This is a genomic window from Shewanella oneidensis MR-1 (assembly GCF_000146165.2).
Lineage (GTDB): Bacteria > Pseudomonadota > Gammaproteobacteria > Enterobacterales > Shewanellaceae > Shewanella > Shewanella oneidensis.
The window spans coordinates 1,977,047-1,990,429 of record NC_004347.2; the positions used below are offsets into that span (position 1 = coordinate 1,977,047).

The 13,383-nt window shown below is 47.5% G+C and carries 11 protein-coding genes and 1 pseudogene; 5 read left to right on the plus strand and 7 right to left on the minus strand.

The features are described 5' to 3' along the window. Nucleotides 1-197 precede the first annotated feature (197 nt). Nucleotides 198-1,280: an efflux RND transporter periplasmic adaptor subunit gene (locus SO_RS08695; protein ID WP_011071990.1), complete on the plus strand. Its 1,083-nt coding sequence runs from the start codon at nucleotides 198-200 to the stop codon at nucleotides 1,278-1,280. Then, nucleotides 1,277-4,372, plus strand: a complete 3,096-nt coding sequence (locus SO_RS08700) for an efflux RND transporter permease subunit (protein ID WP_011071991.1) — start codon at nucleotides 1,277-1,279, stop codon at nucleotides 4,370-4,372. The genes SO_RS08695 and SO_RS08700 overlap by 4 nt, the downstream gene beginning before the upstream one ends. Nucleotides 4,373-4,446: 74 nt before the next feature. Here SO_RS08700 and SO_RS08705 read toward each other — a convergent pair whose 3' ends face one another. From SO_RS08705 to SO_RS08720, 4 genes are all read right to left on the minus strand, one after another. Further along, entirely contained in the window at nucleotides 4,447-4,881 is a 435-nt protein-coding gene (locus tag SO_RS08705) for a GNAT family N-acetyltransferase (RefSeq protein WP_011071992.1), read from the minus strand. Nucleotides 4,882-4,982: 101 nt separating this feature from the next. Continuing rightward, on the minus strand, nucleotides 4,983-5,738 hold the full coding sequence (locus SO_RS08710) for a sulfite exporter TauE/SafE family protein (protein WP_011071993.1): 756 nt from the start codon (nucleotides 5,736-5,738) through the stop codon (nucleotides 4,983-4,985). Nucleotides 5,739-5,962: 224 nt separating this feature from the next. Beyond that, nucleotides 5,963-6,274: a hypothetical protein gene (locus SO_RS08715; RefSeq protein ID WP_011071994.1), complete on the minus strand. Its 312-nt coding sequence runs from the start codon at nucleotides 6,272-6,274 to the stop codon at nucleotides 5,963-5,965. Between the two features lie 31 nt (nucleotides 6,275-6,305). After that, nucleotides 6,306-6,908, minus strand: a complete 603-nt coding sequence (locus SO_RS08720) for a DJ-1/PfpI family protein (RefSeq protein WP_011071995.1) — start codon at nucleotides 6,906-6,908, stop codon at nucleotides 6,306-6,308. 851 nt (nucleotides 6,909-7,759) lie between these two features. On the opposite strand from SO_RS08720, the gene SO_RS08730 reads away from it, so the two are divergent. From SO_RS08730 to SO_RS08740, 3 genes and pseudogenes are all read left to right on the plus strand, one after another. Continuing rightward, nucleotides 7,760-8,725, plus strand: coding sequence for an STM4504/CBY_0614 family protein (locus SO_RS08730; RefSeq protein ID WP_011071996.1), 966 nt, complete (start codon nucleotides 7,760-7,762; stop codon nucleotides 8,723-8,725). Between the two features lie 130 nt (nucleotides 8,726-8,855). Then, nucleotides 8,856-9,116: pseudogene (locus SO_RS08735) on the plus strand (transposase); the annotation flags it as partial. 86 nt (nucleotides 9,117-9,202) lie between these two features. Further along, the gene (locus tag SO_RS08740; RefSeq protein ID WP_011071997.1) at nucleotides 9,203-10,180 is read left to right on the plus strand and encodes a transposase; all 978 of its coding nucleotides are present in this window, start codon (nucleotides 9,203-9,205) and stop codon (nucleotides 10,178-10,180) included. 706 nt (nucleotides 10,181-10,886) lie between these two features. Here SO_RS08740 and SO_RS08745 read toward each other — a convergent pair. From SO_RS08745 to SO_RS08755, 3 genes are all read right to left on the minus strand, one after another. After that, nucleotides 10,887-11,543, minus strand: coding sequence for a 3-oxoacid CoA-transferase subunit B (locus SO_RS08745; RefSeq protein ID WP_011071998.1), 657 nt, complete (start codon nucleotides 11,541-11,543; stop codon nucleotides 10,887-10,889). Between the two features lie 106 nt (nucleotides 11,544-11,649). Further along, complete coding sequence (locus tag SO_RS08750) at nucleotides 11,650-12,354, minus strand: CoA transferase subunit A (protein ID WP_011071999.1); 705 nt, start codon at nucleotides 12,352-12,354, stop codon at nucleotides 11,650-11,652. Between the two features lie 81 nt (nucleotides 12,355-12,435). Then, the gene (locus SO_RS08755; protein WP_011072000.1) at nucleotides 12,436-13,383 is read right to left on the minus strand and encodes a hydroxymethylglutaryl-CoA lyase; all 948 of its coding nucleotides are present in this window, start codon (nucleotides 13,381-13,383) and stop codon (nucleotides 12,436-12,438) included.

Sequence of the window (13,383 nt, forward strand, 5' to 3'; positions counted from 1 at the left end):
CGGTCAAAGTAATCTGCTTAAATCTAAACATATCGTACTGCATTCTGAACTTTAGTGGCACTTTTCGACTTAAGTGCCGATTTGATACAAGTTTTACTGGCTCGGCGTAATTTGTAAGAAAAAGTAAAACGTATTGATGCAATGATGCGAGAGGGTAAACTAGCCGTCACTAATGCGAGTCATCATTTGGAAGCCGGATGAAAAAAATCATAATTATCATCGCCATTTTGGCTGCGGCATGGTTTGGATATCAAGCTATGCAGCCGCAAGAACAGGCGAAAGTGCAAGTTAAGCTCCCCCCTAATGTCGTTATTGCCGCCGCTGCCATGGCGCAAGTGCGTGACGAGGTTGAAGCTATCGGCACAAATAAGGCTTACGAATCCGTTACGATTACACCTAAAGTTACCGACGTTGTGACCTCATTAAAGTTTGATGATGGCGATATCGTTAAAAAAGGTGATTTATTGGTGCAACTGCAAAATGCAGAGCAACTGGCCAAAGTGAAAGTGGCGCAGGTTAAAGTGAGTGATAACCAGCGCGAATTAGCGCGGATTAGTTCGCTCGTCACCAGTCGCACTGTGGCGGAATTAGAACGTGACCGCCTGCAAACCTTAATTGATACTACCCGTGCTGAATTAGAGCAGGCACAATCCTCCCTTAATGATCGCAGTATTGTCGCGCCTTTTAATGGGCGTTTAGGGTTACGCCAAGTGAGTGTCGGTAGCTTAGTCACACCGGGTACAGAGATCAGCACTCTTGATGATATCTCTAAGATTAAATTAGACTTTTCAGTGCCTGAGCGCTTTATTCAAGAGCTACAACCCGGCAAGCTTGTTGAAGCAAAAGCCGTGGCGTTTCCCGATGAAATCTTTAAAGGCAAAGTGATTTCTATCGATAGCCGTGTCAACCCAACGACCCGTGCCGTGATCGTGCGCGCCGAAATCCCAAATCATGATTTACGCTTACTGCCCGGGATGCTGATGAAGGTGAAACTCATCAAACGCAGCCGCGAGGCGCTGATGTTGCCTGAATCGGCGATTATTCCGATTCAGAAATCACATTTTGTTTACAGCGTGAATAAAGACAATGTCATCGAGCGTAAGCAAGTCACCATTGGTATTCGTACTCGGGGTTGGGTCGAAATTACCGATGGCCTAGCGATTGGCGAAAACGTGGTGATCCGTGGGTTGCTTAAGGTGCACCCTGGTGATGTGGTGAATACCCAACTGGCTGAAAAGTTTAGCTATCTTTCCGATGCTACTGCGGAGCCAAGCGTATGATCCTGACCGATCTTTCCGTTAAACGGCCGGTGTTTGCCTCGGTCATTAGTTTATTGCTGGTGGCCTTTGGTCTGGTCGCATTCGGTAAATTACCGCTGCGGGAATACCCCAATATCGACCCGCCCATTGTATCGATTGAAACCAACTATCGTGGTGCCAGTGCCGCGGTGGTCGAAAGTCGCATCACCCAACTGATTGAGGACAGGATCAGCGGGGTGGAGGGCATTCGCCATGTGAGTTCATCGAGCAGCGATGGTCGCTCACAAGTGACCTTAGAGTTTGATATTAGTCGTAATATTGAGGATGCGGCTAACGATGTGCGTGATAGAATTTCGGGTCTATTAGATAACTTACCCGAAGAAGCCGATCCCCCAGAGGTACAAAAAGCCAACGGTGGCGATGAAGTCATCATGTGGTTAAATCTTGAGTCGGATCAGATGACCACATTAGAGCTGACTGACTACACCCGCCGTTATTTAGCCGACCGTCTGTCTGTGGTAGATGGTGTGTCGATGATCCGTATTGGTGGTGGCAAAGTGTACGCCATGCGCGTCTGGCTCGATAGACAAGCGTTAGCATCGCGCAGTCTGACGGTTGCCGATGTTGAAGCCGCACTCAGGGCGGAAAACGTCGAGCTACCCGCAGGTTCGCTTGAGTCAAAGGAGCGCCATTTTACCGTGCGTTTAGAGCGTAGCTATCGCAGCGCGGAGGACTTTGCCAATTTGGTGATAGTCCAAGGCGAAGATGGCTATTTGGTCAAGCTTGGCGATGTGGCAAGGGTGGAAGTTGGCTCAGATGAAGATCGCATCATGTTCCGTGGTAATAGGGAGTCCATGATTGGACTCGGGGTGTCGAAACAGTCGACTGCCAATACCTTAGAAGTGGCCCGCGGCGTCAATGCGTTAGTTGATAAGATCAATCCTACATTACCAGCGGGAATGTCAATTAAGCGCAGCTACGATAGTTCGGTGTTTATCGAGGCTTCGATCAAAGAGGTGTATCAAACGCTGTTTACCGCCATGGTGCTGGTGATTATCGTGATTTATCTATTCCTTGGTAGCGTACGCGCCATGTTAATCCCCGCGATTACCGTGCCCGTGTCGTTGCTCGGCACATTTATCGTGCTTTATGCCTTGGGATATACGATTAACCTGTTGACGCTGCTGGCGATGATCCTTGCCATCGGGATGGTAGTAGACGATGCGATTGTGATGTTAGAAAACATTCACCGCCGTATCGAAGAAGGGGACTCTCCCTTAAAAGCCGCCTTCCTTGGCGCCCGTGAAGTGGCATTTGCGGTCATTGCCACCACCTTAGTGCTGGTGGCGGTATTTATGCCGATTACGTTCCTTGAAGGGGACTTAGGTAAACTCTTTAAAGAGTTTGCAGTGGCCATGAGTGCGGCGGTGATTTTCTCCAGTATTGTGGCGTTAACCTTAAGCCCGATGATGTGCGCTAAGCTGCTCAAACCCGCAGAGCAGGACTCATGGTTAGTGCGTAAGGTTGATAGCATTATGACGGGCATTTCCCGTCGCTATCAAAGCTCGCTAGAGGGCGCGATGACAAAACCGGTGCTGATGTTAGTTATCGTGTTGATTGCACTTGGGAGCAGCGTGTTTCTTGCCCAAAAAGTACCGCAGGAATTTGCACCACAGGAGGACCGAGGCTCCTTATTTTTAATGGTTAATGGGCCGCAGGGGGCGAGTTACGAGTATATCGAATCCTACATGACCGAGGTGGAAAGCCGTTTAATGCCGCTGGTGGATTCGGGTGATATTAAGCGCCTGTTGATCCGCGCGCCCCGAGGCTTTGGCCGTGCGGCGGACTTCTCTAACGGGATGGCGATTATTGTGCTCGAAGACTGGGGACAACGTCGTCCAATGAAAGAAGTGATTGGCGATATTAATAAACGTCTCGCCGATTTAGCCGGTGTGCAAGCTTTCCCTGTGATGCGTCAAGCCTTTGGCCGTGGTGTAGGCAAACCCGTGCAATTTGTGATTGGTGGGCCAAGCTATGAGGAGCTGGCTGCTTGGCGGGATATCATGATGCAAAAGGTGGCGGAAAATCCTAAACTGCTTGGCCTTGACCATGATTATAAAGAGACCAAACCGCAGCTCAGAGTGGTGATTGACAGGGACAGGGCGGCGAGTCTTGGGGTGTCGATTTCCAATATCGGCCGTACTTTGGAGTCTATGCTAGGCTCCCGCTTAGTCACTACCTTTATGCGTGATGGCGAAGAGTACGATGTGATTGTGGAAGGGGAGCGCAGTAACCAAAATACTGCGGCCGATCTACAAAATATCTATGTTCGTTCTGAACGGACGAAGGAGCTGATCCCATTATCAAACTTAGTCACGGTAGAAGAGTTTGCCGATGCCAGTTCGCTTAATCGCTATAATCGCATGCGGGCGATTACCATCGAAGCTAGCTTGGCTGATGGCTATAGCTTAGGTGAAGCGCTTGATTACCTCAATCAAGTCGCGCGGGCTAATTTGCCGGCGGAAGCGGTCATCAGCTACAAGGGACAATCGCTGGATTATCAAGAGTCTGGCAGCTCAATGTACTTTGTGTTCCTGCTGGCACTCGGGATTGTATTCCTGGTATTAGCCGCGCAGTTTGAAAGCTATATTCACCCTATGGTGATCATGCTAACGGTACCGCTTGCCACGGTTGGCGCCTTGCTCGGGCTGTGGTTTACCGGGCAGAGCCTTAATATCTACAGCCAGATTGGGATTATTATGCTGGTCGGTTTAGCGGCGAAAAACGGTATTTTGATTGTCGAATTTGCCAACCAGTTGCGGGATAAAGGCGTGGATTTTGACCGCGCCATTATCCAAGCCTCTTGCCAGCGTTTACGGCCGATTCTGATGACGGGAATAACTACAGCCGCGGGCGCCGTCCCTCTGGTATTGGCAACGGGCGCAGGTGCTGAAACCCGCTTTGTGATTGGCGTAGTGGTGCTTGCGGGTATTATGCTGGCGACGCTGTTTACCATTTATGTGATCCCAACTGCTTACGGTCTCTTTGCCCGTAATAGCGGCTCGCCAGAAGCCATTGCCCAGCAATTAGAAAAGGAATTAGCGCAGGATTAATCCCTCGCTAACGCTTAGCCAAAATAGGCGCTTAAGTGAACTTAAGCGCCTATTTTATTGGGTGAACACTCTACTCATTTATCTTCGATAGCTTGGATATAGCGAAAGGAGCTTTTCTCAAAGCCAATGGACTCGTAGTAGGCTTGGGTTTTCTCGCGGTGCATAGATGTGGTGACCTCAAGCTGGCGGCAATCCCGCTCACTTGCTCTGTCTTTGGCAAAGTCAATCAGTTGCGTCCCCACACCTAATCCTCTACTGGCCTCAGTCACCACTAAAGCAGTAATGCGGCAAATTTGCTGTTGTGAGGGAAAATAATCAAAGAAGATCAAACTTATCAGCCCAACCACGACTCCCTCAGACTCGGCGAGATAGATTTCATCCGATCTTTTAGGATCATCGAGATACTGTTGTAACTGCGCCTCAGTGGCAAGATAACCCAGCTGCAACAGTAAGGTTGCTATGGGGTTAAGGTCGGCTATTTGTGCTTGCCTAATCGAAATGGCGCCCATGACGCTTCCTTGTTCTGTCCTGTACCTAGATTTTTGTTAAGCATGTATTCTGCCAAGGCACGACTTTTTTGGTTGAAACACTTTGGGCTAACGCAAAAGGTTTAACGCATAAAAAATCCTATGCTCATGGCGAAACCCACAAGTACAATAAAGCCCCGTAATAGGGATTGGGGAATACGATAAGCCAGCGCGGCGCCCAGATAGCCGCCAACAATGGCCATGATGGCAAGCAGTAGCAGATATTGTCCATCAATCAGATCGCCTAGGGCGTAAATTACCACTGCGATGCTGGTGAGTAGGGCGGAGAGTAAATTTTTAAGCCCGTTCATACCCTGTAATTGAGTTTGCCCCAGTAGCCCAAAGGTCGCGAGCAAAATAATCCCTAACCCACCATTAAAATAGCCGCCGTAAATACAAACGATGAAGAGAATCATCATTGCTGTCAGTGGCTTGACGGTATTCACACAGGTGACGTTGGCATGGGCTAAGCGTTTTTTCAGTAACCAAGGTCCGGCGATAAAGGCGAGGGTTGCCAGCAAAATTAACCAAGGAACAAGATAAGCAAATACTTGCTCGCTGGTGCTCAGCAAAATCGCCGCGCCTAGAAATCCGCCAGCTATCGCAATCAAGCACAGGGTTTTCAAGCTAAGATTTGCTGGATATTCAATCTCTTTTCGAAAACGCCAGGCACTGGCAAGGTAACCGGGGAGCAGGGCCGCTGTACCCGTAGCATTGGCCATCAATGGTGGCACGCCCACAAACACAAGGGCAAATAAGGTGATAAAACTGCCGCCGCCCGCCACCGCATTTAACATGCCGCCGAGTAAGCCAGCGAGGGCGATCAGTAACCAATCCATAGTGAATGCTCCGCTGCCATTGTCTCGCTCAATCTGAACGTCAATTGCTTATAAAAACATCACATTAACAGTAAGTTACTCAGATGAAAAGCCATCAATATTGTAAGTGGCGGCAGATTGATGGCTTTGTTATGGGCGTGCCGAATCGGGTTTAGGTATAAAGCCTTGGCATTAAGTGCTCAGCCTAACTCATCAAAAGTGATTAACACTTTGCAGTGATGCCTTTATTCAGCGTGAAACAGCCCTGACTGAAAAATCACCGTAGCGATTGCTAAATGTTGATCGCTAAACACTTCTTCTCCCCAACAATGTTGCCCACGCTCTTGATAGTACACATGGTAGCTGGCATTCGATGGCGTGGTGACACAGTACCAACCATCAAATGTCTGCTTGCTAAAGTTGACCCAATACTGCGCATCCGCCTGTTTGATCTGCTGAACCAGCGCCGCATCTCGCGCCAGTAAGGCCGCCAGTTCAGCTACGCTGGTGATCTTGTGCTCAGTTTTTAACTGATTGAGTAATGCTTTGAGTGTCATTTTTGAAGGCCTTTTATCCCAGGGCGCAATGTTAGCGAATGGCTGAGGCAATCGAGGATTCGATTAAAGCGTCAAAAACATCGGCTTGGCCTGCGGGGATCAGTTGCCGATGAATTTCGCGGCGCTTCGCTCTGTCAAATAAGCGCTCCGCAATCCAGCCCGTTAAATAGAGTGAGGACAGACAACCTCCCGCAGTAGCAATATTGCCATTGATCACCAGAGCAGAGTCTTCCACCTCCACGCCCATGGCCACTAATGCGGGTTTAGCATCGGGATGCGTCGTTGCCGAGATATTGTCGAGTAAGCCTAACTTGGCAAAGAAGAATGATCCCGCACAGATACTGCCAAGTAATTGCCGTGAGGGATCTAATTTAAGGGCCGACATAAACTCAGGATCAGCAAGTGCGGCAGGGACGCCTTTGTAGCCACTGCTGAATAACACCACGTCAGCATCGGCGACTTGCGCGACATGTCCATCGGTTGCAACCGTCATCCCCAAACTCGACCTGTGGCTAGGTTTGGTGCCTAGCACTTTGACTGTCCAATCTGTTGTTGTGCGGCCGAGAATATCGCGCATTAAAAAGAAATCGATATCGGTAAATTCATCAAATATCACAATCGCAATCTGGTACATCCTTTGTCCTCTTGTTTGTATTCTGGTTAATGTGTTGGTTAACACGTCATGGGCCGCATCTTTAATCCGCAGATCCCTGTCGTTGCAACATAATCACCCATATGTTTGTGACTGCGTTTATTAAGTGTGGGAGAGTAATAAAGTCTCATACTGAGTATTAAAGTATCATATTAAAATGGCAGCGAGCTCATAGGTACGCTGCCATTTCTAAACCCATTATGCCCCAAATTGTGTTTCGCAGTTCAAAAAAGGAATAGGCCAAGTAAAGCTTTGCTTATAGAAAAGTTGATGGTTTGACTTAGAAGTGATGTATCCCATCTTTTTCGTAGTTTGAATTTTTTAATCAAAATCAAAGTCGTGGGGCTTCACCCCACACCCGACCAAGGAGGACTGCTCGTCCTATCCTCCTTGGATGCTCCAAGACGCCCCAACGGAGTTGAAAGCTCCTTGTGCTCATTGACAAATTTGCTATCGCTTCCGAAGGATGCGTCCCTGCACCTGCGAAAGCTAGCTCGCCATCCATGGCGAGACTCACGCAATTTGTCTATTCGCCCCGCGGCAACTCCGAGGGGAGGTGTATTCCTTGGAGTTTTGAGTCGTTAGATAGCGATTCATCAGCAAAAAATAAGCGTAAAAGAATGAGAAAGCTAAAACAATATCAAGTGATTACCCTCTAAACTGTATAAAAAACCGCTACCGCAAAAAAGCAAATTCCTATAGCATCATTCATACCCATTTACACGGATGTGGCAGCGGCCAAGTCCAACAAGCGATTTATGCCCTGCAAACAGCGCAGCGCATAAATACTAAGACGTTAACTTTAAGTTCAGCTCTTACCATAAGGAACATAAGTGGCTATTTTTGATTTATTTTCTTCCAGACAGAAAAAGACCAGAGGAGATGTGCCTGATGTCTATCAATATGACGAAATCCCTCAGAAGCTAAGAGTTCAAATTGTTCATATTATAAAAGCAACAATTGGCACTCGGGTTAATCACAGCCGCTACGGAGGGGAAACCTATTCAGAGGTTGTCTATCGTGAAATTCATGAAATTCTTTGTAAAGAATATGGTGTTTTTTCACTATCTAACAAACAAAGAATAAGCCACTTTGAAGCTGTCTATGATTATTTTTTACAATCAGAAAATTTTGAAGAATGCCTAGATATTATTGAGCTGTCATTTAATTTTATCGAGTTTCATGTAAAGGAAAAGCAGTATAACTTTACTCGCGAAGAGGGAACAACACAGGAAGCAACGGATGCCGTAGAAGAGCTCAATCAAAGATTCAAAGAAGCTGGTGTCGGATACGAATTCCTCTCTGGTGAGATTATAAGAATTGACTCTCAATATATTCATAGTGAGGTTGTTAAGCCAGCACTATCTATTCTGCAGGGAGAGAAATTATTAAAAGGTGCTAGAGATGAATTTCTGTCCGCGCATTCTCACTACCGGAATCAGCGATATAAAGAAGCTCTTGTCGATTGTCTCAAGTCCTTTGAAAGTACAATGAAAGCTATATGCGAGAAACACGGCTGGGAATTTGGGCAAAATGATACAGCAAAGAAATTAATTAACGTTTGCGTTACTAACGAGCTAATTCCAATATATATGCAGGAACAATTTAGCCACTTTCGAGCTTTGCTCGAAAGTGGAGTCCCCACGGTGAGGAATAAAGAAGGTGGGCACGGACAAGGTTCTGAGATAAAAAGCGTTTCAGAAACTATGGTCAGTTACACGTTGCATTTGACTGCTACGAATATTGTATTTCTTGGTGAGTGCGAAAAGAAAGTTAACAAAGCATTGCAGCGGAGCTAAAGTTGGAAGCGGAGCTAAAGTTGGAAGCGGAGCTAAAGTTGGACGGAGCTAAAGTTGGACACCCAGGCTTAATAGCGCGGAAGTAAACCTCCTACTATGCTTTGGTTAAGCATTAGACAAGGAGGTTTGTATGCCGCGCCCTCGCCGAACTCAGATAAGTCTTGAAGACACTCCCTATTATCATTGCTGTAATCGCGTGGTACGACGTGCCTTTTTATGTGGTGATGATGCCTATTCGGGTAAAAACTATGACCATCGCCGCGCTTGGGTTGAGTCATTATTATTTGAACTTGAAGCGGTTTTTGCCATTGATGTGGCCGCGTTTGCGGTGATGTCCAATCATCTGCATCTGGTGCTGCGAGTCGATATCGAGACGGCAAATCGTTGGACCGGATAAAATCTAGCCACCCATTACAAATCGCGTTATTTAGGCTCCTCTACTAGACTCAGTAAAAGTGTTTATGTGGAGGAGTTGCTATGCCGAGGCCTAGAAGAACTCAGATTAGTGTTGAAGACACGCCCTTCTATCACTGTTGTAGTCGCGTTGTTCGGCGTGCATTTTTATGCGGCGATGATACCTATTCGGGTAAAAACTATGACCATCGCCGCGCTTGGGTAGAATCGTTACTGTTTGAACTTGAGGCGGTTTTTGCTATTGATATAGCGGCCTTTGCGGTAATGTCGAATCATTTGCATGTGGTGTTACGGGTGGATATCGACCGTGCTAATCGTTGGACTGATCGCGAAGTGCTTGAGCAGTGGCATAAGCTATTTAAAGGTGATGAATTAACGCAAAAATTCGCTAAAGGTGAGTTGGTTGAACCTCACCAAGTCCTCAGGCTAAAACATGCAATAGCAATTTACCGTAGCCGTTTATGTGATATCAGTTGGTTCATGCGTTGCTTAAACGAACCGATAGCAAGGCAAGCAAATCAAGAAGATAACTGTAGTGGTCGTTTCTGGGAAGGTCGCTTTAAGTCACAGGCTCTACTTGATGAAGCTGCGGTTTTAGCCTGTATGACCTATGTTGATTTGAATCCCATCAGAGCCAAAATGGCTAACACGCCAGAACAATCAGACCATACCAGCATTCAGCTACGCATTCGGGCTGCATTGAAAGGTGAACAGCCCAGCAATCTACTGCCTTTCATTGGCAATGAACGCGATAACCAACCTAATGGAATCGCGTTTACGCTCAAGGATTATCTTGAGTTAGTTGAGGATACAGGGCGGATCATCCGCAACGATAAGCGTGGTGCAATAAGTGGAAATAGCACCAAGTTACTGACTAGATTAAATATATCCCAAGACAATTGGCTTAAACTGACCACCGAGTTTGGCAAGCTATTTCATGGCCCAGTCGGTACGTTGCAAGAACTGACCGATTACTGCGAGCATTTAGAGATGCGACGACGGCACTTTGCTAAATGCTGTCGTTACCTTAACACAGGCTGATTTCAAGCCTGTTTCATTGCTCGTTCCTTCAAAAGCTCCAACACCTCCAACGAGACAATGGGTTGGGCTTGTTTTACTAAAAATATCGTTTTTCAGCCAAATAGGTCAATTTAGTTAGTCACAATCCTTTGTAACCCTACTTCGCTAGCCTTTTAACGGCTAAGTGACTTTTCGTCACTTGAATGCTAACAGAAAGTGCATTATGTTCTTGTTTTATCTTGGGTGGCCTGATTTTTCTTGATTTTTCTATGATTTTTTCTAATCGCCACTGACAGGTATGTCAAAGTGATTTCACCGCCGAATACGCGGCTTAGAAAAAGTCCGACGTGTACGTACAGGCGTCATTCGAGTTCACCGCCGAATACGCCGTAAGTAAGTGTCAATTTTACTTATGGTTTCCCGCTTTCGCGGGGATGACAAAAAGAGGCTGGGAAAGAAGCTAATGCATGGGGATAGGTCGGACTTTATAGGCAAATAGCACTGATGCGTTGGCGACCATCGAAAAAAGGGATTTTTTCGTTGAGCCCCCAAGGATGGGTTTACGGCGTGTCGCCAGAGCATAAGTGCTGTTGCCCTCGTCAGGTTCAATGGATTAAGCAAAACAATAAAAAGCCCAGATTTATATTCTGGGCTTACTTGAATCAAATAAGTTAATGCATCGAACGCTAGGAGCTAAGACGTCATTAATACTTAGGTTTAAAAACGCTTAAAACACCATCTCAGGTACATGGTCTGGCACGATTAATTTGCCAGCAGTTTTGCTGACAATTTCTTCAACGCTGACACCGGGGGCGCGTTCTAACAGATGGAAGGCACCGTCTTTAATTTCGATAAAGGCTAAATCGGTGACAACACGTTTGATGCAGCCGTAGCCTGTGAGCGGTAATTCGCACACGGGTAACAGCTTAGAGTTGCCGTACTTATCGGCGTGCATCATAGTCACGATAATATTTTCCGCACCCGCCACTAAATCCATCGCGCCGCCCATGCCCTTGATGAGCTTGCCTGGGATCATCCATGAGGCGATAGAACCATTTACATCGACCTCAAAGGCGCCGAGTACGGTTAAGTCCACATGGCCGCCACGGATCATCGCAAAGCTTTCGGCGGAGGAGAAAAACGAGGCACCTTTTACCGCGGTAACGGTTTGTTTGCCTGCGTTAATTAAATCCGGATCGATGGTTTCTTCCGTCGGAAACTCACCCATGCCGAGCAGGCCGTTTTCCGATTGCAGCATGACTTCCATACCTTCGGGAATATAGTTAGCCACTAGCGTGGGAATGCCAATACCGAGGTTGACGTAGTAGCCGTCTTGTAATTCTTTGGCAACGCGCTGTGCCAGTTGTTCTCTTGATAATGCCATGATCTTTATCCTTCCTTTATCTAGAGTCGCTATTGGCCTCAATTTTTCGGTCTTTATTTAGGGCTTAGACTCTGTCGCTTTTGCGTTGTTAATCGTTCAGCGTTACTTATTTCGCTGCTTTTACCGTGCGTTGCTCGATACGTTTCTCGAACTTGCCTTGGATGACGCGATCAACATAAATCCCGGGAGTATGGATATGATCAGGATCGAGCTCGCCCGGCTCCACAATAAACTCGGCTTCCACTACCGTGATTTTGCCCGCAGTCGCCATCATAGGGTTAAAGTTGGCGGCGGTTTTGCGAAACACTAAGTTACCCATAGTATCGGCCTTCCAGGCGCGAACGAGGGCAAAATCGGCGGTCAGTGATTCTTCTAACACATAGTGACGGCCTTTAATTTCGCGGGTTTCTTTGCCTTCTGCAACGGGTGTGCCGTAGCCTGTGGCGGTAAAAAATGCTGGAATACCTGCACCGCCCGCGCGGATTTTTTCCGCCAGCGTGCCCTGCGGCGTTAAAATCACATTGAGTTCGCCCGAGAGCATTTGCTGTTCGAAGGTGGCGTTCTCACCTACGTAGGAGGCGATCATGGTCGAAATCTGGCGGTGTTTTAACAATAAGCCCAGACCGAAATCATCCACACCAGCGTTGTTTGAAATGGCGGTTAAGCCCTTAACGCCCATCTTAACCATTTGATTGATTAAGCCTTCAGGAATACCGCACAAGCCAAAACCGCCAACCATAATGGTCATATCATCGGATAAACCTGTTAACGCTTCTTCATAGCTGCTGACGACTTTATTGAGTCCTGCCATTTTGATGTCCTTTAATTTGTTATTCGTGTCCAATCATTTCTAGCATCTAGCATCTAGCATCTAGCATCTAGCATCTAGCACCTAGGCTTTGGCGCCCTGCAAGATTGCATTGGCGACTTTAGAGCCATTAAGACGATTTAATTGTTTGCTGATCCCAAAACCCGCTAATGCCAGTTTTTCTAAATCGATACCCGTCTTCAAGCCGAGCCCGTGGAGCATATAGACCAAGTCTTCGCTCGCCAGATTGCCAGACGCACCTTTGGCGTAGGGGCAACCGCCAAGGCCCGCCACTGAGGCATCAAAGCTGCGCACGCCTAAATCGAGGCAGGCGGTAATATTGGCTAATGCTTGGCCATAGGTGTCGTGGAAGTGCAGAGCGAGCTTTTCAACCGGCACTCGCTCCATCACGGCTTGCAGCATTTTACGGGCTTTTAACGGCGTGCCTACACCGATAGTGTCACCGAGCGAAATTTCGTAACAGCCCATTTTGTAAAGGATTTCAGACACTCTTGCCACTTCACTCGCCGCGATTTCCCCTTCATAGGGGCAACCTAAAACGCAGGACACATAGCCACGTACTGGGATATTGGCAGCTTTTGCCATGTCCATCAACGGGATAAAGCGTTCAATCGACTCTTCAATCGAACAGTTGATATTGCGTTGGCTAAAGCTTTGCGACGCCGCACCAAAGATAGCAACTTCGGAAGCTTTTGCATCCAGCGCCAGCTCTAAGCCTTTGACATTAGGCGTGAGGGCGCTGTAAACCACGCCCGCTTGACGGCGAATTTGGCGCAATACTTCGCCGCTATCGGCCATTTGTGGCACCCATTTGGGGGACACAAAACTGCCTGCTTCAATTCGCTTCACGCCTGCATTGGCAAGGGCTTCAATCAAGGCGACTTTGGCCTGTGTCGGGACGGCTGCTTCATTCTGCAATCCATCACGGGGCCCCATCTCGAATAAGCTGACGCTATCCGAGGTGGCGCTTAACGAGGTCGCGCTTAAGTTCGAAAGATCCTGCGCTGACAT